Source organism: Amycolatopsis xylanica, assembly GCF_900107045.1.
Taxonomy (GTDB): Bacteria; Actinomycetota; Actinomycetes; order Mycobacteriales; family Pseudonocardiaceae; genus Amycolatopsis; species Amycolatopsis xylanica.
Map to the genome: position 1 here is coordinate 236,319 of NZ_FNON01000003.1, position 26,244 is coordinate 262,562.

A 26,244-nucleotide genomic window follows, 5' to 3' on the forward strand; every position below is an offset into this window, starting at 1 on the left:
GCCCTTGGGACTCCGTGTCTCGCGTTCACTGGTTCCCCCCGTTGCGGATGATGGCCGCCTCCGCGCTCGCGCGGGCTTGGTCCGCGATACCGGTCCACTTCGCGGCTTGAGTAATAGCCCATTCGGCTTCGTCGGCCCAAGACTTCTGGTTGGCGCCGGCGCGGGCGAGCACGCTCGCCCAGTCCTGGCCGGTGGTCGCGGCGCGGGCGTAGTCGGCGACCGCTGCCCAGGAAGCGACCTGGGCCAATGCCTTGTCCCGCTCAGCGCCCCAGTTGACCGATGACACGTCGGCTTGGTCTCCGATCGAGCGCCACGCGGCGATCGCGTCGGCACGTGCCTTGTCGGCGAGCGCCCCGGACGATTCGCGTTCGGCCTGCTCAGCGGCCAGCGCCGCTTCCTGCAGTCGGCGCACGGTGTTGTGCCAGATCACGTCCTGGTCGGCAGTGAACATCCGGAAGGCTTCGTCGTCCAGCTTCGTCGCGCTGGGCCAGTAGTAGGTGAAGAAGTCCGCGATGTCGGCGTCGTCGCCGGTGCGTAGCGCACGTGCCGCCGCTGCCCGCACCTGCGGCCCGGGATCATCGACTGACAAGTGAGTGACGTAGTCACGGTCCGCCTGAGCCTGCTTGGCGACGTGCTCCTGGTACTTGTTGTCGTTGAGTCGATCCGCTTCCTGAGCCTTGGCAAAACCGGTGCGGACGTATTCGTCTCTCTCGGCGTCGGTGCCGCGCAGTGCGCGTTCGGCGGTGACACGCACGTTGCTGCCTGGCAGCGATGTGGTGATGGTGCGCTGGATGATGTCGGTATTGCGCCGTGCGTTGTCGATCGCACGTGCCCTGGCCTTGTCCAGGCCGGTGGCCAGGAATTCGGCGATCGCCTCATCTCCCCGGCTGCTCAGCAGCGCGGTCCACGCGGAGGTCTGGACCTCCGGCCGCGGGTCCCGCTTGGCGATCCGCTTCACCCGCGCACGATCTGCCGCTGCCTGCTGAGCAGGGTCGACAGCGGCTATCACAGTGTCCGCGATTGCCGTGGTGGGTGTGATCGCCCCAGTTGTTCCTATGACTATCGCGGTGACCATGACCGCGCGCATGAGCGTATGACGCCCCATGCCGTTCCCCCCTGCAAATGTGAAATTAGAATTTGCCCGACCTTTTTTTAGCACGCGCCAGACCAGACGAAGGCCGGGGGTTCGGTGATGTGGATCACCAAAGTTGCATGTAACGCGAACCGCGTGCGAAAGTCCGATCGGCATTCGACTGCGGGGAGTCGGACTACTCTTTTCGAGTGATGCCGCACAGTTAATTGAATGAGGGGGGAAGTTTCTGATGTTCACCAGAACATCGTTTGTCACCTATGGCGTGCGGGGGATCGCCGCGCTCGTCGTCGCGACGTCGGTCGCGGCCGGGATGACCGCCGCGCCCGCGCTTGCCGCACCTGTGGCAGCATCCGCGCTGGCCACAGTGCCAGAGTCGTCGGAAGAGGCGAAGATCGCCGCCGCCCGAGTGCTGGGTATCCAAGCCCGCGAAGATCTGCTGGTGCTCAGCGACAAGAACTTCGTCATCGCCCTGTGGCAGAAGGCTAAAGAAGGCACCGAGATCAAGGCCGCCGCACTGCGAGCCTTCACCGACAACGTCGATGAACTGGCCTGCAAGAAGTACATCGAGACCGGCATCTACGAAGCCGACCGGCTCGACCAGATCGCCAAAGCCGTAAAAGCGCAGCGTGACACAGAGCGACGCTCCGCCGCGCAGGAACTCGGCATTGTAGCCACCGATGAAATGCTTGATGCGACCAGCGAGAATTTCATTTTCCGCTTGTGGGAGCGCGCCGAGGCGGGCAGCGACGTGAAGAAGGCCGCGGCTGCCGTCCTCAAGCAGGGGACCACCGAGGAGCAGCGCCAGGCGTTCATCGTCAAGGGCATCCACGACGCGGCCGCCATCGATCGCCAGCGCAAGATCGACGAGGCCGACCGGCTCGAGCGGGAAGCCGCCGAGCGCAAGGCGAACCAGGAAGCCAAGGCTGCGGCGTTCTCCGCAGCCTTGGGCGCCGTCGCCTCCGAGGCCGACAAGAACCTGCCTGACCACGAGTTCATCTACGAGATCATCCGCCGCACCACCGGAGCCCAGGTCAAGGCTGCTGCACAGGCCGCCTATGACAACCGGGACCCGGCCGCGTGGAAGGCCTTCATCTACACCGGCGTGCACGCCGCACACAAAGCCGACCTCGACGAGCGCGACCGCCTCGCCGCCATCGAAGCCGAACGTCAGGTGCGGGTGATCCTCGACGCGGCCGAACGCGATGGCTTCCAGCCCAACCTCGTCGCCGCCGCACGCGCCGCCCTGGCCGGAACCGTCGCGGACCGTAACAACTTCCTCAACACGGGTCGGCACGCCGCCGCCAAGGCAGACCTGATCAAGCCGAAGAACAACCGCGTCATCGAACTGCAGGGCACCCAGTCCGGACGTTGCCTGCAGGTCTCCGGCCTCTGGGACCAGCCCGACGAAGGCGCCAACGCCGACGGCGCCACCACCGAACTGTGGGACTGCCAGCGCGGACCCAAGCAGGTCTGGGAACTGCTGGCCAAGGACAACGGCCAGTACACGCTGCAGAACCTCGCCTCCAAGCACTGCCTCGACCTCGACGGGGACAACGTCGTCCAGCACGCCTGCGACGACGCGAAGGCCACTCAGCGCTGGGAATTCCTGGAAGACGTCAACGGCACCTTCCAGCTGCGCAATGTCGCCACCGGCAAGTTCGCCACCGCGCTGGACTCTGGAACAGGCAACGCGACCCTCGTCGTGCAGTACACCAACACCAACTCGATCGACCAGAAATGGCGCATCATCGACCCGACCCACGTCTCATGGACCGTCTCGATGACCCCCGGCACCATCGAGCTCAAGAGCGTCGACTCCGGCCGGTGCCTGCAGGTCGCCGGCCGCACGGACCGACCCGACGCCGGCGCCAACGCTGACTCGGCACGTACCGAGATCTGGGACTGCACCCAGGGAGTCAAGCAGGTGTGGGAACTGATCTCGCTGGGCGAAAAGAAGTACGGGCTCAAGAACAAGAACTCCGGCAAATGCCTGGACATGCTCAACAGCGATCCTGCCAACGGTGCGCCGCTGATTCAATACGGCTGCCACTTCGCCGGCTCACAGCAGTGGGTGTTCACCCAGGGCGACAACGGCAGCCTCGGCCTGGCTAGCGCCTACACCGGCAAATTCGCCGATGTCGAGAACGCTTACACCGCCAACGGCTCGGCCGTCATCCAGTACGACGGCACCGGGGAACTCAACCAGCGGTGGACAGTGCACCAGCTCACCACCGCGTAGCCAAACAAGCTGCGGACGTCTAGCAAACCCTCCATGCACCAGCCCATCGGCAAATCCCGAGATCTCGGGATTTGCCGATGGGCTTCGTGCTCTCCCCGCCTTGCCGAATCGGCGATTGCCCCCAAGCCGCGAGTGAAACTCACGATCTAGACATCAAGTCGTGTCCTCGACGGCGTCGCCGCCCTCCTCAAGAGCTTCGACGACCATGTCCACGAGCTCGTGGGCGTCAGCATCGTCGATGTCGTAGCGCTGTGCGTGTGACTGTGAGCTCTGTCTGTCACTGGGTGAACCACCTCACCTCGGGCTTGGGCCGAGATGTGAGCACAGGTTGCCGCCAGATGTAGGCTCTAACCGTCACTTGGCATATTGTCAGCGGCCAGTCGGGATTCCCCGTGGACGGCCACCACTCCCCAAGCCAACATCATTGTTGGCTTGGGGAGTTTTGTTTTCCGCCGGCTGAATGTCCTTTGTGGCCTCAGCCGGGCAGGACGAGTGGTTCGAGCCCACGCCCAGGCTCGCGACGAGGTGAGACCTTCCGGCGCCTGATACGCCAGCCCTGGCCGGTGCGCACAAGCTGATCTTCGTAAGTGAAGCCGGCGACGGCACCGTCCTGGTTCACGGTCAGGCCCTTGGACCACGCCCTGGCGCCGTCGCCGTCCTCGCGGACGATGATGTTGGTGACCAGCATGGCGAGCGTGCTGCCAGGCCCCCGGTTCCGCGCGACGGCGATATACGCGTCGAGGCGCGACCGGGAGGGATCGCCCGCGGGTACGGGCCGGAGGCCGAGATCGCTGACGTCGACCTCGAGATCGGGCGTGAACACCTCGTCGAAGCGTTCGTAGGCGCTGGCGTCACACAGGTGGCCATGGAGTGCGATCACCTCGTGGATCAGCAGGCGGTCGTCGGCGGTCAAGCTCATTGGAAACCCCCAGGAACATCGATCGGAATATCACCGCCGACGTTAGCACCGTGATCCACTTCCCTGCCGGGAAACGAATGGGATGAATCAACAAGTGGCCGGCACACAAAAGGGGGATCGCCCGGCACAGCCGGGGGACTTCGGCCGTCTCCGCCTGTCGATGATGGTCTACTGCGGTGATGACCACGCCATCATTGTTCCGTGCCGGCCGTGCGTTGTCGGCCGTCGTACTCAGCTGTCTCGTGGCCGGACTGGCCACTCCGGCCTCGGCCGACGCCATCGCCCCCACGATGTCGGCAACCGCCCATGCCTCGAACAAACACAAACTGAAAATCGAAGCAGGGGTTTCGAAGTCCAGAATCAAGCTCGGCGAGACGACCAAGGTCACTGGCTCGCTCAAAGAGACGGGTGGCCTCGAATCAGCTGCCATCGAAGGCGGTGAGCCGATCGTCGTGCAGCGGCTCGCGGGAAACGTGTGGGTGGATGTCGCGAGCGGCACCTGCAGGCCGAACGGGAACTTCAGCCTCAGCGTCTCCTTCAGCCTCCGGGCCAGCCTCACGCTGCGGGTGTATCACCCCGAGACAGATCTCTACTGGTCTGCCTCTTCCAGCACGTTCGCGCTCCTCGTCATCTAGTCACTGGTCGACGACGAACACGCTCGCTCGGCCCGTCTTCGCGGCCTGTTCGTAGAACTCGGTGATCTTCCGCAGGTAGCGGGTCAGGTACGCCAGGCCATCCTGGTCGACCGGGGCGCCGTAGTCGTCCGGGTCGAGTTTCCAGTACCTGTCGGCGAAGGACGTGAGGTCGAGGCCGGCGAGCGCGGCGGCGACCTCACGGACCTCCGCCGGGGTGTTGTAGCTGACGACGTAGTCCTCGCCCTGATGCAGTGGCAGGCCGCCGAGTACCACCGCGTTGAGGGGATACGTGCCGTCCTCGCCGCCGAGCGCGCCCTCGGTGAGGCAGCGGTGGATGCCGTCCCAGGCCTTGTCCACCTCGCATTCGTCCGGCACGTCGTCGGTCATGTCGAGGTCCCTGATGAACTCGATGAGGCGCTCGTCGTCGCCGTCGTGGACCAGCAAACGCGCCGCGAGGGGTTCGTCGAGGGCGAGGAAGTATCCGCGGCAGGCCATGGGCGAGACGGTAGCGCGGCGATCGGCTCGGCCACTGAGGTTCCACAACATTCTCACAAGCGGGCGTACCTAGCTTCGCGATCACGTCGCAACCCTTCATGGAGGAGACATGATCGCGATACGCAGCAGGCGCCGGATACTCGCCGGGGTGGCCATCGCCGCACTGGCCGGGCTTCTGGCACCGGGCACGGCCGCCGCCGACGCGGAGCCGCTCGGCCCGGACGTCACCTTCAACAGCACTCCGGTGATCGACCCATCGGGGCTGTTCATGGTTTCCCGCGGGCTGGACGGGTCCATCCTGTACAGCCGGGGCACGCCCAGCACCAACGGCTACGAGGACTTCCGTTCGCTCGGCCAGCAGATCGTCGGTGACCCGACCGGTGTCACCGCGCCCGATGGCGCGCAGATCTTCGCGCGCGGCACCGACAATCAGGCGATCACCAGCCTGATCGTCTCGTACAACTTCCCGACTCCCTTCCAGGTCATTCCCGGGCTGCGGATCTCGAGCGAGGTGACCGCGGTCAAGATCCCGCCTCGGGGCTCCCAGCCGCCGATGATCCGGATCTTCGCGCGGGACATGGACACCGGCTCCGTCTTCACCAACCTGCTCGTCCAAGGCGCGCCGCAGGGCTGGGTCAACCTGGGCCTCTTCGCCACCAGTGAGCTCTCGGCGTCGGTCATCGATTCGCCGGGACTCGACGTCAACATCCGGCTCGTGGTGCGGGGCGTGGTCAACCGGCTCTACTCCACGGTCATCAACAACAGCACCGGGGTGATCACCGGGTGGTCGCAGCTCGGCGACCTGTTCACGACCGGAAACCCGACGCTGGTCAACGCGGGCGCCTCGTTCACGCCGCGGGGCAACGAGGTGTTCGCCCGGCAATCGGGCAGCCAGGCCATCTTCCTCTGGAACTTCGACAACCCCGGCTGGGTCAACCTGGGCGGTGTCGCCACCAGTGACATCGCCGCGTCCATCGCCTCGGACAACGGGTTGCAGTTCTACCACCGGGGCACCAACCTCCGGATCTACCTGAACCGGCGGCCGCCGGGGTCGACACGCTTCGGCGGCTATGTCGATCTGCGCGGCACCTCGTTCGGCAATCCGGCGGCGAGTGGCGGAGCGCCGGCGGGCACGAGGACGGTGGCCGACCAGTTCATCGTGCGAGGCACCGACAACCGGCTGTACAGCAGGATCCAGACCAATTTCGTGGGTGGCTTCACGGCGTACTTCGCGTTCGGCGGGCCGCTGCACGGCTGAACCGGGACGGTCCCCCAAATCGGCTTTGGGGGACCGTCGCCCGTGTCGAACGATAAGGCCCGCCCCTGTCCAGCGAAGGCTGCCTGGGGGAACAGCCTGCGAGCAGAGGCGGGAGTTCAAGGCCGGTACGGGGGTCGCCTCTCGGCGAGTGGCTCGACACGGCTCCGGCCTGACCGGTATTCCGTGAAGGCAAGGGGTGAGGCCCGGGGACTCCTCCGTACCGACACCCTGTACAACGCTTCGGGGCCGCTGGTGTTCCCGGGCGTCCGGGTGACCTGCGTCGCTACCCCGAAGCGCGCAGGCTGAGTGCCAGCTCCACGTGGCCGTTGTCGAGCAGATAACCGAGGAACAGCGCACGCAGCGCGGAGCGCAGCGCGTCCGGGGCGACCTGGCCGGGGACCGCGAGCTGGTGCATGACGAAACCGTGCGCCAAGGCGGCCAGCGCGGGCGCCATGAGGTCCGGGTCGGGCGCGCCTGCGGCACGGGCCGCGGCCGAGGCGACTTGGCGGGACGCGGCCAGTGCTTCCGAGACGGGGGCGTGGAGTTCCGGGCCTCGGGCGGCGTGGAGGTAGGCCTCGAACATCGCCAGCGCTGCCGAGCGATCGGGAGCGGACTCGGCGGCGAAGGCCGCGGCGATCTCGTCCGGGGAGCGCCGCTCGGCGCCGAGCGCGTTCGCGAGTTCGATGAGGCGGGCTCGTTCGGAGGCGGTGAACGTTCGCAAGGCTTCTTCGACGAGCTGGGTGATCGAGTCGAAGAAGTAGCTCACCGTCGCCAGCGGGACGCCTGCCTTCTCGGTGACGGCCCGGTGTGTGATGCCCGCGGTCCCCTGCTCGGCCGCCACTTCGACGGTGGCGCGCAGCAGGGCGTCCCGGCGGGCCTTCCCACGCTCGCGGTGGTGGCGCTTGGGAGTGGTCACGGCGGACACGGTACGCAAAGTCTGGAAGTTCTTCCAGACTTCGGTCATGATGGAGGCCACTGGACCTGAAGGAGTTTCACGATGGCGGACCGGGTGCACGCGTTCACCGACGACGCGCTGGCTGATCACGACGCGGTGGGGCTGGCGTCCTTGGTCCGGCGCGGTGAGGTCAGTCCCGCCGAGCTGGCACAGGCGGCGATCGCGCGAGCGGAACGCGTCACCTCGCTCAACGCCGTCGTCCACTCCGTTTACGAAAGCCCTCGGCACGGGCAGGACCCCGAGGCGGCTCTGTTCGGCGTCCCGACGTTTGTCAAGGACAACACCGACCTGCGCGGCATGCCGACCAACCACGGCACTGAGGCCTACGTGGCAGCGCCCGCGAAGGCGGACGGCCGCTACGCAAGCCAGTTCGTCTCTACCGGCTTAACAGTGCTTGGTAAGAGCCGGATGCCGGAGTACGGCTTCAACGCGACGACCGAATACATGAACGCCGACCCGGTGCGTAATCCCTGGAACCCCGAGTACTCGGTCGGCGCTTCCTCCGGCGGGTCGGCCGCGCTGGTGGCCGCCGGCGTCGTGCCGCTCGCGCACGCGAACGACGGTGGCGGGTCGATCCGGATCCCGGCCGCCTGCGCCGGGCTGATCGGGCTGAAACCCAGCCGTGGCAGGCACTTGGACGGCGAAGAGGCCGCCAGGCTGCCCATCAAGATCATCTCGGAGGGCGTGGTCACCCGGTCCGTCCGCGACACCGCCGCGTTCATCGCCGCGCAGGAAGACCACTGGCGCAACCCCGCGCTGCCCCCGATCGGGCTGGTGCACGGCCCCGCGCGGCGGCGCCTGCGGATCGGCCTGATCACCGAGAGCGTCACCGGCGCGGTGCTCGACGCACCGACCCGGGCGGCCGTCGAACGGACCGCGACACTGCTCGAGAAGCAAGGACACGTCGTCACGCCGGTGACACTGCCGGTGGACGAGACGTTCGCGAGCGACTTCACGCTCTACTGGGGCATGCTGGCCACACTCGCGGCTGGCACCGGCAAACTGCTGGTGGACCGGCGCTACGACCGGACCAAATTGGACGGTCTCACCCTCGGCCTGCGTGCGCACTATCTGCGCAACCTGCGGCACACCCCGGCCGCGCTGCGCAGGCTCTCCCGCGTCAAGCACGCGCACGCGAAGTTGTTCCAGCGCCACGAACTCCTGCTGTCGCCGGTCCTCGCGCACAGCGTGCCGAAGCTCGGCCACATCAGCCCGGCGGTCCCCTTCGACACGCTGATCGAGCGGCTGCTGCACTACGTCGCGTTCACGCCGATGGACAACGTCTCGGGCAATCCGGCGATCTCGCTGCCGATGGGACAGACCGACGACGGGCTGCCGGTCGGCGTGCAGCTGTCGGCGGCGCACGGCGACGAGCGCAGCCTGATCGAGACCGCGTTCGAGCTGGAGCAGCAGCAGGCCTGGCGGCGCATCCAGGATTAGGCGGTCATCGGGCGCGTGGACAGGTGCTTGCGCAGGAGCTCCTGGCTCAGCATCGTGCGTGAAGGCAGCCCGAGCTTGTGCAGTGCCCGGCCGAGATGGACTTCGACGGTACGCGCGGACAGGAACAGGCGCGCGGCGATCTCGCGGTTGGTGAGGCTTTGCGCGGCCAGTTCCACGACCTCGATCTCGCGCGGGGACAGCTCGCTGCCGTAACCCCGGCGGCCGCGGCGTGGGGTGGTGGGGTCGTAGCGGACCAAGGTGCGGCGGCAGCGCTGGGCGTCGGCGGCCGCCGCCAGTGCGCGGTAGCCCGACTCGGCCGCGGTGAGTGCCGCGCGGGCTCGCTGGTGGTCGCCGAGTGCGGCGAAGCATTCGCCCGCGAGTTCGTCCGCGTTGGCAGCTGCGGAGGGGCGCGGGAGTTCGCGATACGCACGGCTCGCGCGGCTGAGGAGACCGGCCGCGGTGGCAAGATCGGCGGCGGCGTGCGCGAGCAGGCCCTCAGCGAACAGGGCCGCGGCATGGGCGAGCGGGGCGTCGCGGTCGTCGACGCCGTGGCGGTATTCGGCCAGCAGCGCGGTGGCGTCGGCGGTGCGCTCCTGGGCGAGCAGGACCCGGATCGCGAGCGGGACCAGTTCGGCGGCCCATACCCAGTTGTTCTTGCGGCGGACGCTGGCGATGCCCTGGTCGGCGAGTCGGCAGGCGACCGCGAGGTCCTTGCCCGCGAGATGGACCGCGACGCGGCCCGCGAACGCGGAGGCCTGGATCGGAGCGCTGCCCGCGGCGAGTGCGCAGGCGGCGTCGAAGTTGCGCAGGGCCGGGGCGCGGCGGCCTTGGCCGAAATCGTGCCACCCGAGCACCAGCAACGGTTCGGCGGCGAGTGAGCTGGTCGCGCCGACCTGCTCGACCAGGCGGCGGGCCTGACCGTCCACTTCGGACCACGCGCCGGTCTCGACGTCGACGCGCAGCTCGGTGCCGGTCGCCAATGCCTCGAGGTACGGCTGGTTCTCGTCGCTGATCAGGCGTTTCGCGGTGGCGAGGTAGGCGCGCGCGACCGGGTAGTGGCCGTTCCAGGCGGCCGCGTCCGCGAGGTTGATGTACGTGCGGCTGAGCTGCCAGCGCACCTCGGCGGACTGGGGCGCGCGCGGGAGCGTGCCGATGGCGTCCCAGGCGCCGGGGTCGGCCACCTGCATCCGGCTCGACACGCGGTTCGCGGAGACCGCGAGGAGCACTTCGACGTCCTGAACGCGCTTACTGACCTGCTCGGCCTGGTCCAGCCAGCGCAGGTTCTGCTCGACCGGGACGGCACCGACGTGGGGCAGCGCGAGTGTCGCCAGGCCGCGGGCGAGCAGCGCCGGGCGGTGCGCGAGATCGGCGGCGGCGAGCTCGATCTCGTCGCGGCCCGCGTCGACCTGACCGGTCTGGTTGACCAGCACGCGGCCGAGGTTGATCCGGATCTCACCGCGCGCCGACCTGGTCAGCGGGCAGTCGCGGATCGTGCGGCGCAGCAGCCGCACCGTGCGCTCGTGCGCCAGGCCGAGTGCCAGCTCGCGGCTGAGCCGGACCGCGAAGACCTCGCAAGCCGCGCGCGGCAGCTCCGGGTCTTCCAGCGCCGCTTCGAGCAGGCGCATGGTCTCGTCCGGCCTGCCGTCGTCGGCGGCGCGGTCGACCGCGTCGGAGGTCCAGCGGACCCAGTCGTCGAGCGCGCCCGCCTGCCGGAAATGGTGGGCGACGCGGTCAGCGGCCGGCTCGGTGGCCGCGGCCAGGAAGTCCGCGGCCCTGGTGTGCAGCACACAGCGTCGTGGCCCGGAAATGGCTTCGTACAAGGCATCCGACACCAGCGGGCTGCGCGAGACGTAGCGGCCGCGGCCGTGGTCGAGCAGGAGTCCGGCGGCCAATGCCGCCGTGATGGCCTGCTCGGTCGCGGCGACACCCGACACCGCGGCGAGCGCGGCGGCGCACGCGGGACCGCCCAGCACGGCGGCCGCCTCGGCGATCGGCGCGCCCTCGGTGCCTTCCATCCGCGCCGTCAGCGCGTCGCACCAGGCGGTGGGCAAATCGTCGCCCGTCTTCAGCATCGCCATCACGGCGCCGGCGACTCCCCCGGTCCGCTCCCGGATGTGCTTGGCCACCTCGCGGGAGCCGGTGAGCGCCGCGATTTCGTCTATCCCCCAAGGACTCAGCACCACCCGGGCGGTCGCGCCGGAGTGCGGAAGCCGTGAAACCGAACTGACGACGACGGTCAGGCGCGGTGACATGCCGCCTGCCAGGAAACGCAGGAAATCCTGGGTTTCCTCATCGGCTTCGTGCACGTCGTCGAGCACCAGCAGCGTGCGGTCGTGCAGGGTCAGCAATTCCCGCAGCGCGCGGAAAATCTGATGGCGCGTAGGGGTTTCCCCGTTCCACGAGGGCAGTATCCCCGCCAATTCGGGCAGCGATGGCCGGAGCGCGCCCGTCAACGGGGACAGCTTGGCGGACACCGGATTCCAGTTGCCACCGAACGCGATCACCGCCTCGAGCAACGGTCCTAACGGGACCGGACGGCGCAGGCGGGTGCAGCGCGCCGAAAGCACGACGTGCTCACGACCGGCCCGGCCTGCGAAATCGGCGAGCAAGGCAGACCGGCCCGCGCCTGGTTCACCTTCGACGACGACGAAGGCGGCGGGCCGCGCGGCTTCCGGCAAGGCCGCACTCGACACCATGTCAGGACTTTAGTCACTGTGCACCCCTCCCAAAGGAGGGAATTCGCTCTCCGGGGTGAGGAATTACCAATACGGGTCCTCACTTATTGACCAGAGGGTTGTCAGCCTCACCACTTACGGGTGAATCTTCTGGCGTCACGTTACACACAATTCCCTGATGCGCACTTAGCGTAAGGAGTGCCCGTGAAACGCTCACTCGCGCGCGGACTGGCGGCGGCCTGCGCCGCCGTCTCGGTCTTCGCACTGCAGGCGCCCGCGACGGCGACCGCAGTCCAGCTCAAGGGTCAGGTCGGCATCCAGATGCAAGCGCAGGAGAAGAGCAACTGGTGCTGGGACGCCAGTGGCAACACGATCGCCGCCTACTTCGGACACACGTTGTCGCAGACCAAGTTCTGCCAGGTCGCGCACAACGAGTCGGGGACCACCTGCGCGAACAACCAGGGCTATCTGAGTGATCAGCAGCGGGTGTTCCGCTGGCTCGGCTTCAGCAACGCGGGCACCTACAACTCGAACGGCCAGACGCTCAGCTTCGCCTCGATCAAGAGCCAGATCGACGCCGGGCGGCCCATCGGCACCAGGATCGGCTGGAGCAACGGCGGCGGGCACATGCACGTGCTCTACGGCTACGACAACTCCACGAGTACCTCGAAAGTGGACTTCGGCGATCCCTGGGGCAGCAACCCGCGCTACAACCACATGAACTACACGTCGTACCTGCGCAACAGCCAGTTCACCTGGACCCACACCGTGTACGGAATCGAGGACTGACCATGACCAGGCCCCTTCTCGGCGCCGGACTGCTGATCGCGCTCGGTCTCATGCTCGGCGCAGGCCAGGCCTCCGCCGCAGGCCAGCCGGCGGGCACCCCCGACGCCCGCGACCTGTCCGCCGTCGCCGCGCTCGCCACCAGCCCGTCGACGGTCGACCAGCTCGCCAAGGTCACCTTCCCCGACAGCCCCAAGACCGCGGCCAGGATGGCCAACGCGGCCAAGGCCGAACCCGCCGCGTCGATCGCGGTCTACCAGCCGACGGCGGCCTTCGTCGCCGGAACCTCGTCGGTGCCCGCCGACCTCGCCTACGTCGCCGTGCCCGCCACCCTCGGCACCGGTGAGGTGGCGACCGTCTGGGCGCAGCGCGAAGGCCAGGACTGGACGGTGGTGAACATCGCGTCCGGTGACGTGGAAAAGCGCCTCGCCACCAAGGCCGGCAAGGGCTATCTCCTGCACGAGCCGCAGATCAACGCCTGGTACGCGGTCGACGGCGACGCGGTCACCGTGCTCGACGGCTCGACCACCGGCGTGGCGGCGGGCACCCGGATGACCGTCGCCCAGTACCAGTCCGCGGTGCACGCCCGCTACGGCGACAAGCTGCCCGGCTCGGCCTACGACCGGTCCGGCGCGGCGGGTGGCTTCGGCCCGGCGGCGCCCGCATCGGGCGACGCCGGCGTCCCCGACTGGGCGATCGCGGGCGGGGCGGGCGCGCTCGTCTTGGCCGCGGGCGTCGCCCTCCGCCTGCGCAGGCGCAGCGAGGGTTAAAGGCTCGTGCGCGTTGCGGGCGGTTAGAACCGCCCACCCGTCTCCCGCCACCACCCTCAACGGAGGCGCGGCGCGCCACAGCGCCGTCCGCAACGCGCACGACCCCGCGTGACCTGCGTCGCCCAGCATGCGGCCACCCCCGGCTCACTCCACACTGGAGGCGATGGGGGCTTAGGCCGAATGGGTTAGACAAGGGTGGAAGGAGATCGCGCCGGGTGACGGCGCGAGCTGAACCATGAGTTCGCAGGACGGCAAACCAGTGGTGGAACACACCGCCACGCAGGGACTGGCCAACGCACCGGACACCGCGGGTCCGGGCCACCCACCCGACGAGCACGTCCCGCTCGAACTCGCCGCCGACCGGCCTGCCGAGACCGACCGCACGGTGTTCTGGATCGCCGCCGGGCTCGCGCTCGCGATCATCGCGTGGGGCGTGTTCTCGCCGTCGAGCCTCGCGAATCTCGCCAAGACCGTGCTGAACGACGCGGTGATCCCCTACGGCGGCTGGGCCTTCGTGCTCACCGCGAGCGGGTTCGTCGTGTTCGCCGTCTGCCTGGCGATCAGCCGGTACGGGCGGATCCCGCTCGGCCAGGACAAGGAACTGCCCGAATTCCGGACCTCGTCGTGGATCGCGATGATGTTCAGCGCCGGGATGGGCATCGGGCTGATGTTCTTCGGCGTGTACGAGCCGGTTTCGCACCTGGCCAGCCCGCCGCCCGGCACCGCGGCCGCTGGCTCGGACGACGCCGTGCACACCGCGATGGCGACCACGCTGTTCCACTGGACGGTGCATCCGTGGGCGATCTACGCGGTGGTCGGGCTCGCGATCGCGTACAGCACCTTCCGCAAGGGCCGCAGCCAGCTGATCAGCTCGGTGTTCGTCCCGCTGATCGGGCAGCGGCGCTCGGCGGGCCCGCTGGGCAAGGCGATCGACATCATGGCGATCTTCGCGACGCTGTTCGGCTCGGCCGCCTCGCTGGGGCTGGGCGCGCTGCAGGTCGGCGGCGGGATGGCGGCGGTCGGCTGGATCGACAACCCCGGCAAGGGCCTGCTGGTCGCGATCATCGTGGTGCTGACCATCGCGTTCATCGCCTCGGCCGTGTCCGGGGTGGCCAAGGGCATCCAGTGGCTGTCGAACATCAACATGGTGCTCGCCGCCGTGCTCGCGGTGTTCGTGCTGGTGGTCGGGCCGACCGTGCTGATCCTCAACATCGTGCCCGGCGCGATCGGCGACTACTTCCGCGAGCTGGCCGAGATGTCGGGCCGGACCGGGATGACCGGCGGCGAGAAGATGCAGACCTGGCTCAGCGGCTGGACCGTCTTCTACTGGGCGTGGTGGATCTCCTGGACGCCGTTCGTCGGCATGTTCATCGCGCGGATCTCGCGCGGGCGCACGATCCGGCAGTTCATCTTCGGCGTCATCGCGGTGCCGAGCATCGTGAGCCTGATCTGGTTCGCGGTCTTCGGCGGCGCGGCGATCAGCAGGCAGCGCTCCGGCGCGGACATCGCGGGCGCGGGCAGTGCCGAGTCGGCGACGTTCAAGCTGCTCGAGACGCTGCCGTGGTTCGTGCCGATCGCGATCCTCGTGATGCTGCTGGTGTCGATCTTCTTCGTCTCCGGCGCGGACGCCGCGTCGATCGTGATGGGCACGTTGTCGCAGAAGGGATCCGTGCATCCGGCGAAGTCCGTGGTGATCTTCTGGGGCGTGCTGATGGGCGGGGTCGCCGCGGTCATGCTGCTGGTCGGCGGCGACGAGGCGCTCACCGGGCTGCAGAACCTGACGATCCTGATCGCGGTGCCGTTCCTGTTCGTCATGATCGGGCTCTGCGTCGCCGTCTGGCGCGATCTGCGGCATGACCCGCTGATGCAGCAGGAGGACGCGATGATGCGCTCGCTCAAGGAGTTGCACGAAGAGCGGACCAACGGTCACCGGAAACGGCGCCTGCGCAAGGCTTAGCCAGGTCCCGAAAGCCCGAAAGCCACTTTCGTCAGATCGCATCTGACGAAAGTGGCTTTCGGGCTTTCACGAGCTCTTCAACCCTACCTCGGCGCCGACCTGGCGCCACCAGGCCGCGTCTTCGGGGGTGTTGACGCCCTCGGCGATCACGGTCGCCCCGGCCAGGTGGGCGAACTCGGCGAGGCCGGTGACCAAAGCGCCGAGATGGTCGGTGACACGACCGGTGAAACGGACCGCGTCGACCGGAAGCTCGGTCAGGTCCACCGCGGTGGCCTCGGAGAAATCGCGGATCTCCGCGCGCACGCCGATCTCGGCCAGCACCTTCAGGTTGTCGGTGGCGTCGCCATGCGAAGCCAGCGCCGAAGCCGGGAAACCGCAACGCAAACGCGAAGGGTCCACTCCGGTTTCGGAAAGGATCTCGCGGATGGCGCCGACCAAATCCGCGTCGGCGGCTTGGCGCGCGGTCAGTCCGATGGAAATCGGCAGTTCGGGCACGGTCTCGCAAGCCTTGCGAAGCAGCCAGCCGCCCAAGGGATGGATCAGGCCGGTCCGGTCGGCGAGCGACACGCACTCGCGATGCGGCAGCTTGCCGTCTTCGGGGTGGTTCCACTGCAAGAGCGCCTCGACGCCGACGATCTTGTCGTCGGAGAGCCGGACCAGCGGTTCGTAGACGACGGCGAGTTCGCCGGTCTCCCAAGCGCCCGGCATCGACGCGGCCAGCCGGAACTGCTTGCGGTCTTCGGTGTCGCGCTCCGAGTCGACCAGTTCCCACTGCCGGTGGCCCTTGGCCTGCGCGCGGCGCAACGTCATGTCGACCGCGCGCAGCAACTCCGCCGGCTCGACGTCGCGGGCCGGGCGGTGCGCGACGCCCATGGTCGCCGAGATCGCCACGCCGTGGCCGCTTTCGAGGTACTCGGGCTCGGACAGTTCCGCGTTGATCATCCTGATCATCGTCGGCACGTCCGGGGTGTCCGGCGTGTTCTCGATCAGGATGCCGAACTCGTCGCCGCCGAGCCTGGCGATGAACGCGGTCTCGTCCGCGAGCACGGTCTTCAGCTTCGCGGTGACGCTCCTGAGCAGCCGGTCGCCGGTCGCGTGGCCGAAGCCGCCGGTGATCAGCCGGAAGCCGTCGAGATCGAGGTGGTAGACGGTGATCCCGGTCGCCGGATCCGCTTGGCGCAGCGCCTTTTCCAGGCGGGTGCTGAAGAACTGGCGGTTCGGCAGGCCGGTGAGCGCGTCGTGCAGTGTCTGGTGCGTCATCCGGCGCTGCAGCAGCGACGCGTCGGTCTCGTCTTCGATGATCGTCACGAACTGGCGTGCGCCGCCACCGCCGTCGCGGACCGCCGAGGCCACGAGGTTCACCCAGATCGGCTCGCCGCCGCCGACCAGGAACCGGCGCGCGATCCGCACCTTCGGCGACTTCGGGTCGAGCAGCTCGCGGTACCCCTCGCGCAGCGCTTCGACGTCCTCTTCGTGGACGAAGTCGAACAGCTCGCGCCCGACGAGCTGGGCTGGCGAGTGCTGCAGCGACTCGGCCAGCGCGTCGTTGACCCGCAGGAACCGGCCGTCCAGATCGGTGAGCGCGACGCCGCTGGCCGTGCTGGTGAACAGCTGCTCGAACTGCGCCTGCGCGATCAGCGTGGTCCGGCGTGCCTCCTGCTCGACCTTGAACAGCGCGCGGTTGAGGTCTTCCTGGCGTGCCTGGATGTTCTCGCGCAGTGCCTCGCTGTAACCGGAGGTCATCGCGCCGAGCGCGAGGACGACACGCTCGGTGAGCCGATCGAGGCGCCGCAGCTCGGGCGCCTGCGGCAGCGCCTTGCCGAGCACCTCCATGCTCACGCGCAGGCTTTCCGGCCCGACACACCGCAGGTCGACGAGCTTGCCGCCGGCCTCGATCGCGAGCTGCTGGCCCTCGGTGTCACGGCGGACGGCGTCGATCAGCAGGTCGACCAGCGCGCGCAGATGCTGCTCGAGCTCCTGGTGCGGGTACGGGAGATACGCCGTCATGCTGATGAGGTAGGCCCATTTGCGCGCGACGGACGCGCGTGACCGGTCGGCGGGCTGCGCCGTCGGCCACGCGTCGTCTTCCGGATGCGGGACTGTCACGTCTGTGGTGTCCAGGGGTCGGGTGCGCCGGTCGGGCACAGGCATGCCGGGCACACGTCTGCGCGGATTCTCCAGTGCTACGGAGGGTTTATGAATTACCTGATCGGGTGGTAACGCTATGCAACCACTCCGAGCCGGTCCCGCAGCCAGTCGCGCGTCGCGTCGCGGTAGGCGCCCGCGTTCTCGTGCAGGCCGAGCGAATGCCCGGCTCCCGGCAGGACGAACGTCGAAAGCTGGGCCGACGGCGAGTAGTACGGCGCCTCCTGGGCACGCAGGTTCTGCGCGTTCGAGCAGTCCCGCAGCGCGAGCACCCCGCAGAACAGCACGTCCTTCTCTCCCACTGCCTGGAACACGGGGACGTTGATGCCGAGCGTGGCCGGGAGCACGATCCCGAACACGGCGACGGTGCCCATGCCCGGCACGGAGACCTGGTCCTTGGTGGCTTCGTCCGCCGCGATCACCCCGGGGTCGGCGTCGGGTTCGTTGTAGAACAGCCACGAGCGGGCGCCCGGCCTGGTCGTGAAGTACAGCGGGTCGCTGCCGAGCGCGGTCAGCGCCGGGTCGGTGAACGCGGGCGTCAAGCCGAAGACGACACCCAGCAGCAGCACCGGGATCGCCGGGATGTGCGTCATCCCGCTCAGCACCACGCCGTCGACGTCGTGGTACGTGGACGCCTCCGCCGCCACGATGCCGGAGCCGACCGAGTGCCCGACGATGACGACCTTGGAGAACGCGATACCACCGACGTGCCCGGCACGCAGGTGACCCACCACCTGGTGCATGGACTCGGCCTCGGCGGAGAGCGTCATCCACGGGCTGGCCGGTTTGCTGCTCTGGCCGGTGCCGAGCCGGTCGGGCGCGAACGTGGCGAGGCCGTGCGCGGCCATGTCGCGCTGGTACGAGTACTGCCCGGATCCGTAGGGCAGGTCCCAATAAGCGCTGTTGTACGTGCCGCCGTGCACCAGCAGCTGGACCGCTTCGGGTGCGGGGCCGTTGGGCAGGCACAGCCTGCCGTGCATGGTGGCCGGCGCCGGCGGCAGCAGCACCGGCAGGCCGGGGCCGGACACCGGGAGGTCCACATCGGAGCAGGTGAACGCCGACGCCCCGGCGCCGGGAGCGGTCACGGTGGCGGTCAAGAGCAGGCAGCACGCGGACAGCGCGACGACCAGTTTCCGTGGCACACGCATGACCGACCTCCGGATGGGCTTGAGAAAGGGACACAGGAGAGTACTACCGGTAGCCGGACGGTCACCGGCGCGGTACCGCTGTCATCGGGAGCTGGTTCGGCTGCATCGTGGCTTTGATCTTGGGGTAGACCGTTTTCCCCGGCACCGGCACCAAACGCCAGCGCGCGCCGATGGTCGCCGCGACGATGGCGATCTCGGCGGGCGCGAACTGGTGGCCGGGGCACAGCCGCGCGCCCGCGCCGAACGGGATGAACGCGCCCTTGGGCAGTTTCTCGGCCTCGCCGTCGGCCCAGCGGTCCGGATCGAACCTGCCGGGATCGCTGAACCAGCGCGGATCCTGGTGCAGCGTGTGCTGACTGACCGCGACCTCGGTGCCCGCCGGGATGCGCACACCGCCGATCTCGACGTCCTCGCGGGCGCGGCGCATCAGGATCAGCGGCGGTGTCCGGCGGACGACCTCGTTGATGATCTGCTGTGTGTAGCGGAGTTTCGGCAGGTCCTCGAACCGGGCGGGCCGCCCGTCGAGCACGGCGTCCACTTCGGCGTGGAACTCGGCCTCGATCTTCGGATCCGCGCCGATCTCGTGGAAGAACCAGGCCAGCGCCACGGCCGTGGTCTCGGCGCCGGTGGTCAGGATGGTGATGACCTCGTCGCGGATCTGCTCGTCGCTCATCCGCTCGCCGGTCTCCTCGTCGCGCGCCATGAGCAGCATCGAGAGCAGATCGCCCTGGTCGCCGCCCTCGGCCCTGGCCGAGACGATGGCTTCGCCGATGACCCGGCGCAGCCTGGCCGCGGCCGCGTCGAACCGCCGGTTCGCCGGGATCGGCAGTTTTTCCACCGGCTTCGGGGAAAACGCCCTTACCAGCACGTACTTGAGCATGATCGGGATCGACCGCTGGATCTCGGCGAGCACGTCCGCGCCGAGCTCGGTGGAGAACAGCGTCCGGCCCGCGATGCCCAGCGCGATGTCCTGCATGCGCTGGTCCACCTCGATGACCTGGCCCGATCGCCAGGAATCCGCGAGTTCCGCGGCCATCGTGGTCATCGTGGACTCGGCGTACGCCGCGATCCGCCCGCGCGCGAACGCGGGCAGCACCATCCGCCGCTGACGGCGGTTGAACTCGCCGTTCGAGGTGGCGAGCCCGTCGCCGAAGAGCGGGCGCATCTTGTCGAAGACGATGCCCTTGTCGAACTTGTCCGCTTCGAGCGCCAGCACCCGCCAGGCGAGTTCCGGGGTGGTGACCAGGTAAACCGGGAGCGGGCCGAGATAAAGCCGCACCACGTCGCCGTATTCGCGTAATGAGGTGAAGAGTTTCAGCGGATCCCGCAACATCGGTATGGTATGGCCCAACAACGGCCATCGACCGGGAAGAACCGCGACTTTTTCGGGCACCGCACTCGCCTCCTCCCCGAACGGCCGGACAGGAAACAATAGAATCGGTCAAGCCCGCAAAGCGAGACCGGGCGCGGACGTCTACACGAATGGAGGAAGACCGGTGACCGGGGAGCTGAGCTGGGTACCGCCGGAAGTCGACACCACGGTGCCGAATCCGGCCAGGGTATACGATTATTGGCTCGACGGTGATCACAATTTCCAGGTGGACCGCGAGCTGGGTGAGAAAATACTCCACATCATGCCGGGAGTCCGCGACGCGGCCCGGCTCAATCGCGCGTTCCTCCGCCGCGCCGCGCTTTTCATGGCCGAATCCGGTATCAAGCAATTTCTCGACGTCGGCTCCGGAATTCCGACCGTCGGAAACCTGCACGAAATCGTGCAGGGCGTCGATCCCGATTCCCGGGTCGTCTATGTCGACCGCGAATCGGTGGCGGTCGCGCACAGCCAGCTTCTATTGGCAGGCAACAAGAACTGCGCGGCCATCCAGGCAGATCTGCGTGACGTCAACGACATCGTCAACCACGAGCGGACCCGCGAGCTGCTGGACTTCAGCCAGCCGGTCGGCGTGTTCATGTTGCTGCTGCTGCATTTCGTGCCGGACTCGTGGGACCCCGCCGGTATCGTGTCGAGGTACCGGGAGCGGCTCGCGCCCGGCAGTTTCCTCGCCATCTCGCACGTCGCGGCCGACTCGAACGCGCCGAAGCTGGACGAGGCGGTCGAGGCGTACAAGAGCACCCAGAATCTGCCGCAGCCGCGGACGCACGAGGAGATCGTGCGTTTCTTCGACGGCTTCGACCTCGTCGACCCGGGGGTCGTCGGCTGTGCGATGTGGAACCCGCAAGGCGCGGGCGACATGTCCGACGACCCCGAGATCAACGCGCTCCCCTATGCCGGGGTCGGCCGCAAACCCTGAGTACGGGTGAAGACGCGGAGGTCCTCGGCGAGCAGCTCGGGGACCTCCATCGCGGCGAAGTGCCCGCCGCGGTCGAACTCCGACCAGTGCTTGATCTTGCCCTTCGGGTCCATGAGGCTCTGGATCGTGGTGTCACCGGCGAAGACGGCGACACCGGTCGGCGGGCCCTCCTGCTCCCAGTCGCTGGATTCCTGTTGCGAGGCAAAGGCTTTCCAAGCCTTCATGCCGTCGTACACGGCGTGCGCGGTCGACGCGCCGGATTCGGTGAACCAGTACAGCGTGACGTTCGTGAGCAGCTGGTCGAGGTCGACGGACTCGGGCAGCGTCTCGGCCGGGTCCGTCCACTCGTAGAACTTCTCGACGATCCAGGCGAGCTGCCCGATCGGCGAGTCGTTGAGGCCGTACGCGAGCGTCTGCGGGCGCGTCGACTGCATGACCAGGTAGCCGAGCCCTTCCTCGCGGAAGAAGTTGAACTTCTCGGCGCGCGCCCGGTCGGCGCCGGTGAACGCGTCGGCGTCGAGCGCCGGGCCGAACGGCGTCGAAGCCGAGGTCCCGCTGAGGTGGACGCCCGCCACCCCTTGCGGGTCGACGATCGGCAGCATGCCCGCGACGCCGGCGCCGACATCCGTGCCCTGCACGACATAGCGCTGGTAACCGAGGCGCCCCATGAGCGTTGCCCATGCCTGCGCGACGCCGAAAAGGTTGAACCCTGGCTCGGCGAGCGGCGTCGAGAAGCCGTAGCCCGGCAGCGACGGGATCACCACGTGGAACGCGTCGGCGGGGTCGCCCCCGTACTTGGCGGGGTCGGTCAGCGGCTCGATCAGGCGCAGGAATTCGACCGGTGAACTCGGCCAGCCGTGCGTCAGGATCAGCGGCATCGCGCCCGGTTCCGGTGAGCGCTGGTGGAAGAAGTGGATGCGCTGGCCGTTGATCTCGGTCGTGAACTGCGGGATCTCGTTGAGCGCTTCTTCCTGCCGTCGCCAGTCGAAGCCGTTGGCCCAGTAGTCGGCGAGCTGCTTGAGGTAGCGGGGCGGGACGCCGCGGCTCCAGTCCTCGGCGGGCGAGGCGGGCCAGCGGGCGCCGGCCAGACGTTTGCGCAGGTCATCGACGTCGGCCTGAGGGATCTCGATGCGGAAGGGAAGGATTTCGTTCGTCATGAGGGCAACGCTAGAAGGCAATGCGGAAAGCTACGTTCCGCATTGAATGCCAGACTTGAGGAATGTTGGAAACCTCGGCCAGGCTGCTGCGGCTGCTCTCCTTGCTGGAGACACGCCGCGACTGGACCGGCCCGCAGCTGGCGGACCGGCTCGAAGTCACCACGCGCACGATCCGCAACGACGTCGAACGCCTGCGCAGCCTCGGCTACCCGGTCGAAGCCGCGCCCGGCGCCACCGGCGGCTATCGCCTCGGCGCCGGCGCGTCGCTGCCCCCGCTGCTCCTCGACGACGAGGAAGCCGTCGCGGTCGCCATCGGGCTGCGCACGGCCGCGGGCGGAACCGTCGCCGGGATCGAGGAAACCTCGGTCCGCGCGCTCGCCAAGCTCGAGCGGCTGCTGCCGTCCCGGCTGCGGCGCCGGGTCGGCGTGCTGACGAGCACCGTGGTCACGCTGCCCCGGCGGGGCCCGGAGGTCGATCCGTCCATTCTGGTCGCGATCGCGGCGGCCTGCCGTGACCATGAGCGGCTGCGGTTCGACTACCGCACGCACGATCGCGCGGACAGCCGCCGCGTCACCGAGCCGCACCGGCTGGTGCACAACGCGGGGCGCTGGTATCTGCTCGCGTGGGATCTGACCAGGGAGGACTGGCGGACCTTCCGCGTCGACCGGATCACGCCGAAACTCCCGGCGGGGCCCCGTTTCACGCCGCGCACGATGCCGGACGAGGAGGTGAGCGAGCGGGTTTCGTCGGGGCTCGCCGTGGCGACTTGGCGGTACCAGGCGCGCGTGCGGGTGGACGCGCCCGCGTCGCATGTGTCGGCCCGGCTGCCGGTGGCGACCGTGGAGCCGCTCGACGCGCGGACCTGCGTGCTCACGGCAGGCTCGGACACGCCGGAGATGCTGGCGTTCTACTTGGGACTGCTCGATGCGGACTTCCACATCGAGCCGGCCGAGGCCCCGGAACTCGCCGCCTACCTCTCAAAACTCGCGCTCAGATACGCCGCCGCCACCAAGGGCTCGTGAGTGTTCCGGCCGGTTAGAACCGGCCAAACCACTCACGACCCTCCCCTGCCCACCCGGGATAAAGCAGGCTTTATCCCGGCCGCCCCCGCGAGTGGTCGACACGCGGTACCCAACTGGTCGACACGAGGTGTCGGAGCGTGCGACACGAGGTGCCCGAGTGTGGGACACGCGGTGCGCGAGTGTGGGACACGGACATGCGTCATGTCGACCAGTCCGGCACGTCGTGTCGCACGGTGCGGTAGGGCGTGTTGACCAGTGCGGTATCTCGTGTTGGACGTTGGGGTGGCCCGGGATAAAGCGGGCTTTATCCCGGGCTCGGATGGCCTAGACGTTGGGGTCGTGAGTGTTTTGGCCGGTTAGAACCGGCCGCAACACTCACGAGTCCTTAGTAGGGGGCGGGGGTGGTGTTCAGGGCCGCCACGACCGTGCGTTCCTCGTAGTCGAAGTGGGCTTCGAGTTTGGTGGCGAGTTCGCGCAGGTTGGTGCGGAGGTCGCGGGGGTCGGTCGCGCCGGGGACGTAGGAGTCGACGAGACGCTGGATCTCCTTCTGCAAGGCGGAGACGGCCGCGTGTTCCTCGCCGAGTTTGTGCAAGGCCGGTGCCATTTCCGGGAATTGGCGGGCGAGCATGGGAAAGGCGCCCATGTCCTCGCCGGTGTGGTGTTTGGTCAAGGCGCCGCAGAAGGACAGGCAATGCGCGCGCAGGTCGGCGGAGAGCGAAAGCGTTGCCTCGGCTCGGCCGTCGGCGACGGCGTCGACCTGGGTGAGCAGGCCGTCGAGTTCCCCGCGGAGCCAGGTGTGGACCTCCACCAGGAAGTCGCCCATGCCGCGGACTCGGTCGGTTCGGGTCATGCGTTTCCTTTCGTCGGAAGAAAGGAGGACGGCGACCACCGCAAGACAGCACAAAAGAACCCCGTATGCCTGATACGCACGAGAGAACAAGGCTGTTCTCAGTGGTGGCTTGAGAAGCCGCTACCTCCATGCGATAGGCCCATACGGGGCGCACCAGAACGATAGCACGGCACGGCATTGACCCGAGCGGATGCCACTCGTAGGATTGTCGACAATCCGCGTGGGGCGGAGGCCGAGTGTGGACGTTGGAGGTGTGTCATGGCCAGGAGGATGTCCATTTCGCTGGAAAAGCGCGGCGTCACCTGTGTGGCCGAGCTGCTCGACAAAGACGCGCCGCTGACCTGCGACGCGGTCTGGGAGCACCTGCCTCAGCGCGGCGACGCGTACCACGCGAAGTACGCGCGCAACGAGGTCTACGCGATGGTCGAGCGGTTCGCCGAGATCCCGCAGGAGAACCCGACGGTCACGCCGATCCCCGGTGACGTCGTGCTGTTCTCGTTCTCCTCGGGCATGCTCGACCGGAAGTTCAAGGAAGAGAAGGGCATCGACGCGCTGCCGGGCGTGATCGACCTCGCGATCTTCTACGGGCGCAACAACCTGCTGCTCAACGGGGACGTCGGCTGGGTGCCCGGCAATGTCTACGGGACCATCGTCGAGGGACTCGGCGAGATGGCCGAGGCGTGCAACGACGTCTGGCGGTCGGGCGGGGTCGGCGAGCGGCTGGTGTACCGCCGGATCACGGAGTGACACCCGAGTACCCCACCGGCCCCGAACTGCTGCCCCAGCACGGGGTCGGGGTGATCGCGCCGTTCGATTTCGCGCTCGACCGGGAACTCTGGCGCTGGGCGCCGCCGGACGTCTCGCTGTACCTGACGCGGCTGCCGTTCACGCCGGCGCCGGTGACCGTCGAACTCGCCGAAGCGCTGAGCGATTTGGACAGTATCCGCCGCGCGACGCGGGACGTGCTCGCGCCGGAGCCGCTCAGCGTGGTGTACGCCTGCACGTCCGGCAGCTTCGTCGGCGGCGCGGCCGGGGAACGCGCGCTCGTCCAGAGCATGCTCGAAGCGGGCGCGCCGCGGGCGTCGAGCACGTCCGGCGGGCTGATCGAAGCGCTCGGGCTGCTCGGGATGACCAAGATCGCCGTGGTCACGCCGTACATCGACAGCGTGACCCAGCGCCTGCTGGACTTCCTTGCCGAGCATGGCGTCGAGGTCGTGTCGAGTGTCGGGCTGGGACTGCTCAGCCACATCTGGAAGGTCGGCTACGCGGAGGTCATCCGCGCGGTGGCGGATGTGGACGACGCCGGCGCGCAGGGCCTGTTCATCAGCTGCACCAACGTTCCCACCTACGACATCATCGCCCCGCTCGAACGGCTGCTCGGCAAACCGGTGCTCACCGCCAACCAGGTGACCATGTGGTCCGCGCTGCGGTCCATGGGTTTCCGCGCGTCCGCCGAGGAGCAGCTGCTCGTGCGGGCGACCCAGCCGCACGCCGCCTGAGGAGGCCCCATGTCCCGCGTCGGATTCCTGTACCCAGGCTTCAGCGCCGAAGACGAGTACCCGGCCATGGCGCGCCGCCTCGGCGTCGAACTTCCGTTGGCGCACACGGAGATGCGGGTCGACGCGCATCGGGTGGACGCGCTGCTCGACATCGGCGGCGACGAGGTGCTCGCCGAGGGCGCCAAGCGGCTCGAAGGCGTCTCGGCGATCGTGTGGGCCTGCACGAGCGGGAGTTTCGTGTTCGGCTGGGACGGTGCGCTGCGGCAGGTCGCCGAGCTCAGCGCGGCGGCGGGCGTGCCCGCGTCGAGCACCTCTTTCGCGTTCGTCAACGCGGTGCGGCATCTCGGGCTGCGCCGGGTGGCGGTCGCGGCGACGTATCCGGAGGACGTCGCACGTCGCTTTGTCGATTTTCTGGCGACCGCCGGGATCGAGGTGGTCTCACTGGCGTGCCGGGGCGTGATCACCGCGGCCGAGGTCGGCACGCTCGGGCGCGAGGACGTGCTGGAGTTCGTCGCCGCCAACGACCATCCCGACGCCGAGGCGGTACTGGTGCCCGACACCGCGCTGCACACGGTCGCCTGGCTGGACGAGCTCGCGGCGCGGATCGGCAAGCCCGTGCTGACCGCGAACCAGGTCAGCGTATGGGAGGGTCTTCGGCTCATCGGGTCCTGTGATCGAATGGCGCTGTAATTCTTGGTCACGAACACGCATAGGCAATCGATCTTGCGTAACATTACCCGGGAGTAGTCGTTCCATAGAGTGAAGTAAATCGCGAGAAATTGCCCAGATCCAGTTCACCCGGTAGGCAGACGGGGATCTGGGGAACATGCTTGCGGTGACTGTGCGTGGCAGCAGCGGGCGAAGATTTCTCTCGAAGGAGTTGCGCAACTCC

General features: G+C 68.2%; 22 protein-coding genes. 12 read left to right on the forward strand and 10 right to left on the reverse strand.

Annotated elements, in window-relative coordinates; genetic code table 11:
• Positions 1-25 precede the first annotated feature (25 nt).
• Positions 26-958 (reverse strand): hypothetical protein, encoded by a 933-nt coding sequence (locus BLV57_RS14890; protein WP_176968624.1) that lies wholly within the window; start codon positions 956-958, stop codon positions 26-28.
• Positions 959-1,403: 445 nt separating this feature from the next.
• Here BLV57_RS14890 and BLV57_RS14895 point away from each other — a divergent pair, with 445 nt between their 5' ends.
• A complete protein-coding gene (locus BLV57_RS14895; RefSeq protein ID WP_176968625.1) occupies positions 1,404-3,332 on the forward strand; it encodes an RICIN domain-containing protein in 1,929 nt (642 codons plus the stop codon).
• 475 nt (positions 3,333-3,807) lie between these two features.
• On the opposite strand, the gene BLV57_RS14900 is transcribed toward BLV57_RS14895, so the two are convergent.
• Positions 3,808-4,251, reverse strand: a complete 444-nt coding sequence (locus BLV57_RS14900) for a nuclear transport factor 2 family protein (RefSeq protein ID WP_091289339.1) — start codon at positions 4,249-4,251, stop codon at positions 3,808-3,810.
• A 179-nt stretch (positions 4,252-4,430) separates the two neighbouring features.
• On the opposite strand from BLV57_RS14900, the gene BLV57_RS14905 reads away from it, so the two are divergent.
• Positions 4,431-4,886 (forward strand): hypothetical protein, encoded by a 456-nt coding sequence (locus BLV57_RS14905; RefSeq protein WP_143047062.1) that lies wholly within the window; start codon positions 4,431-4,433, stop codon positions 4,884-4,886.
• Here the strand turns inward: BLV57_RS14905 and BLV57_RS14910 are convergent, their stop codons facing one another.
• Entirely contained in the window at positions 4,887-5,381 is a 495-nt protein-coding gene (locus BLV57_RS14910) for a YfbM family protein (RefSeq protein ID WP_176968626.1), read from the reverse strand.
• Positions 5,382-5,490: 109 nt separating this feature from the next.
• Here BLV57_RS14910 and BLV57_RS14915 point away from each other — a divergent pair, with 109 nt between their 5' ends.
• Positions 5,491-6,639, forward strand: coding sequence for a PLL family lectin (locus BLV57_RS14915; RefSeq protein ID WP_091289342.1), 1,149 nt, complete (start codon positions 5,491-5,493; stop codon positions 6,637-6,639).
• 283 nt (positions 6,640-6,922) lie between these two features.
• On the opposite strand, the gene BLV57_RS14920 is transcribed toward BLV57_RS14915, so the two are convergent.
• The gene (locus tag BLV57_RS14920; RefSeq protein WP_176968627.1) at positions 6,923-7,555 is read right to left on the reverse strand and encodes a TetR/AcrR family transcriptional regulator; all 633 of its coding nucleotides are present in this window, start codon (positions 7,553-7,555) and stop codon (positions 6,923-6,925) included.
• Between the two features lie 81 nt (positions 7,556-7,636).
• Between BLV57_RS14920 and BLV57_RS14925 the strand changes: the two genes are divergently transcribed.
• Positions 7,637-9,034 (forward strand): amidase, encoded by a 1,398-nt coding sequence (locus tag BLV57_RS14925; RefSeq protein WP_091289344.1) that lies wholly within the window; start codon positions 7,637-7,639, stop codon positions 9,032-9,034.
• Here BLV57_RS14925 and BLV57_RS14930 read toward each other — a convergent pair.
• Positions 9,031-11,730: a helix-turn-helix transcriptional regulator gene (locus BLV57_RS14930; protein WP_091289345.1), complete on the reverse strand. Its 2,700-nt coding sequence runs from the start codon at positions 11,728-11,730 to the stop codon at positions 9,031-9,033. The two genes, BLV57_RS14925 and BLV57_RS14930, sit on opposite strands and share 4 nt — an antisense overlap.
• 183 nt (positions 11,731-11,913) lie before the next feature.
• Between BLV57_RS14930 and BLV57_RS14935 the strand changes: the two genes are divergently transcribed.
• The 3 genes from BLV57_RS14935 (at position 11,914) to BLV57_RS14945 (ending at position 15,222) form a co-directional block, all read left to right on the forward strand.
• The gene (locus tag BLV57_RS14935) at positions 11,914-12,498 is read left to right on the forward strand and encodes a papain-like cysteine protease family protein (RefSeq protein WP_091289346.1); all 585 of its coding nucleotides are present in this window, start codon (positions 11,914-11,916) and stop codon (positions 12,496-12,498) included.
• Positions 12,499-12,500: 2 nt separating this feature from the next.
• Positions 12,501-13,265 (forward strand): hypothetical protein, encoded by a 765-nt coding sequence (locus BLV57_RS14940; RefSeq protein ID WP_091289347.1) that lies wholly within the window; start codon positions 12,501-12,503, stop codon positions 13,263-13,265.
• Between the two features lie 235 nt (positions 13,266-13,500).
• Positions 13,501-15,222 carry a BCCT family transporter gene (locus tag BLV57_RS14945; RefSeq protein ID WP_176968628.1) on the forward strand — a complete coding sequence of 574 codons (1,722 nt, stop codon included), beginning with the start codon at positions 13,501-13,503 and terminating at the stop codon, positions 15,220-15,222.
• Between the two features lie 66 nt (positions 15,223-15,288).
• Here the strand turns inward: BLV57_RS14945 and BLV57_RS14950 are convergent, their stop codons facing one another.
• From BLV57_RS14950 to BLV57_RS14960, 3 genes are all read right to left on the reverse strand, one after another.
• Positions 15,289-17,328 (reverse strand): putative bifunctional diguanylate cyclase/phosphodiesterase, encoded by a 2,040-nt coding sequence (locus BLV57_RS14950; RefSeq protein ID WP_245757326.1) that lies wholly within the window; start codon positions 17,326-17,328, stop codon positions 15,289-15,291.
• Positions 17,329-17,444: 116 nt separating this feature from the next.
• Positions 17,445-18,515, reverse strand: a complete 1,071-nt coding sequence (locus tag BLV57_RS14955; RefSeq protein ID WP_091289349.1) for an alpha/beta hydrolase — start codon at positions 18,513-18,515, stop codon at positions 17,445-17,447.
• A gap of 61 nt (positions 18,516-18,576) precedes the next feature.
• Positions 18,577-19,908, reverse strand: a complete 1,332-nt coding sequence (locus BLV57_RS14960) for a cytochrome P450 (protein ID WP_281244413.1) — start codon at positions 19,906-19,908, stop codon at positions 18,577-18,579.
• 103 nt (positions 19,909-20,011) lie between these two features.
• On the opposite strand from BLV57_RS14960, the gene BLV57_RS14965 reads away from it, so the two are divergent.
• Positions 20,012-20,824 (forward strand): SAM-dependent methyltransferase, encoded by an 813-nt coding sequence (locus tag BLV57_RS14965; RefSeq protein WP_091289351.1) that lies wholly within the window; start codon positions 20,012-20,014, stop codon positions 20,822-20,824.
• Here the strand turns inward: BLV57_RS14965 and BLV57_RS14970 are convergent.
• Positions 20,797-21,981 carry an epoxide hydrolase family protein gene (locus BLV57_RS14970; RefSeq protein ID WP_091289352.1) on the reverse strand — a complete coding sequence of 395 codons (1,185 nt, stop codon included), beginning with the start codon at positions 21,979-21,981 and terminating at the stop codon, positions 20,797-20,799. The two genes, BLV57_RS14965 and BLV57_RS14970, sit on opposite strands and share 28 nt — an antisense overlap.
• Before the next feature lie 62 nt (positions 21,982-22,043).
• Here BLV57_RS14970 and BLV57_RS14975 point away from each other — a divergent pair, with 62 nt between their 5' ends.
• Positions 22,044-23,003 (forward strand): helix-turn-helix transcriptional regulator, encoded by a 960-nt coding sequence (locus BLV57_RS14975; RefSeq protein WP_091289353.1) that lies wholly within the window; start codon positions 22,044-22,046, stop codon positions 23,001-23,003.
• A 385-nt stretch (positions 23,004-23,388) separates the two neighbouring features.
• On the opposite strand, the gene BLV57_RS14980 is transcribed toward BLV57_RS14975, so the two are convergent.
• Positions 23,389-23,853, reverse strand: coding sequence for a hemerythrin domain-containing protein (locus BLV57_RS14980; protein WP_091289354.1), 465 nt, complete (start codon positions 23,851-23,853; stop codon positions 23,389-23,391).
• Positions 23,854-24,111: 258 nt separating this feature from the next.
• Between BLV57_RS14980 and BLV57_RS14985 the strand changes: the two genes are divergently transcribed.
• From BLV57_RS14985 to BLV57_RS14995, 3 genes are read left to right on the forward strand one after another with little or no spacing between them, the layout of a single operon-like run.
• Positions 24,112-24,600 (forward strand): DUF3830 family protein, encoded by a 489-nt coding sequence (locus tag BLV57_RS14985; protein WP_091289355.1) that lies wholly within the window; start codon positions 24,112-24,114, stop codon positions 24,598-24,600.
• Positions 24,597-25,352, forward strand: coding sequence for a maleate cis-trans isomerase family protein (locus BLV57_RS14990; RefSeq protein ID WP_091289356.1), 756 nt, complete (start codon positions 24,597-24,599; stop codon positions 25,350-25,352). Before BLV57_RS14985 ends, BLV57_RS14990 begins: the two co-directional genes overlap by 4 nt.
• Positions 25,353-25,361: 9 nt before the next feature.
• On the forward strand, positions 25,362-26,042 hold the full coding sequence (locus BLV57_RS14995; RefSeq protein WP_091289357.1) for a maleate cis-trans isomerase family protein: 681 nt from the start codon (positions 25,362-25,364) through the stop codon (positions 26,040-26,042).
• The last annotated feature ends 202 nt before the right edge of the window (positions 26,043-26,244 follow it).

Excerpts from the sequence above, each read along its gene's own strand:
- BLV57_RS14895 (WP_176968625.1), top strand. The coding sequence starts at position 1,404 with ATGACCGCCGCGCCCGCGCTTGCCGCACCTGTGGCAGCATCCGCGCTG.
- BLV57_RS14900 (WP_091289339.1), bottom strand. The coding sequence starts at position 4,251 with ATGAGCTTGACCGCCGACGACCGCCTGCTGATCCACGAGGTGATCGCA.
- BLV57_RS14905 (WP_143047062.1), top strand. The coding sequence starts at position 4,431 with ATGACCACGCCATCATTGTTCCGTGCCGGCCGTGCGTTGTCGGCCGTC.
- BLV57_RS14910 (WP_176968626.1), bottom strand. The coding sequence starts at position 5,381 with ATGGCCTGCCGCGGATACTTCCTCGCCCTCGACGAACCCCTCGCGGCG.
- BLV57_RS14915 (WP_091289342.1), top strand. The coding sequence starts at position 5,491 with ATGATCGCGATACGCAGCAGGCGCCGGATACTCGCCGGGGTGGCCATC.
- BLV57_RS14925 (WP_091289344.1), top strand. The coding sequence starts at position 7,637 with ATGGCGGACCGGGTGCACGCGTTCACCGACGACGCGCTGGCTGATCAC.
- BLV57_RS14930 (WP_091289345.1), bottom strand. The coding sequence starts at position 11,730 with ATGGTGTCGAGTGCGGCCTTGCCGGAAGCCGCGCGGCCCGCCGCCTTC.
- BLV57_RS14940 (WP_091289347.1), top strand. The coding sequence starts at position 12,501 with ATGACCAGGCCCCTTCTCGGCGCCGGACTGCTGATCGCGCTCGGTCTC.
- BLV57_RS14945 (WP_176968628.1), top strand. The coding sequence starts at position 13,501 with ATGAGTTCGCAGGACGGCAAACCAGTGGTGGAACACACCGCCACGCAG.
- BLV57_RS14955 (WP_091289349.1), bottom strand. The coding sequence starts at position 18,515 with ATGCGTGTGCCACGGAAACTGGTCGTCGCGCTGTCCGCGTGCTGCCTG.
- BLV57_RS14970 (WP_091289352.1), bottom strand. The coding sequence starts at position 21,981 with ATGACGAACGAAATCCTTCCCTTCCGCATCGAGATCCCTCAGGCCGAC.
- BLV57_RS14975 (WP_091289353.1), top strand. The coding sequence starts at position 22,044 with ATGTTGGAAACCTCGGCCAGGCTGCTGCGGCTGCTCTCCTTGCTGGAG.
- BLV57_RS14980 (WP_091289354.1), bottom strand. The coding sequence starts at position 23,853 with ATGACCCGAACCGACCGAGTCCGCGGCATGGGCGACTTCCTGGTGGAG.
- BLV57_RS14985 (WP_091289355.1), top strand. The coding sequence starts at position 24,112 with ATGGCCAGGAGGATGTCCATTTCGCTGGAAAAGCGCGGCGTCACCTGT.
- BLV57_RS14995 (WP_091289357.1), top strand. The coding sequence starts at position 25,362 with ATGTCCCGCGTCGGATTCCTGTACCCAGGCTTCAGCGCCGAAGACGAG.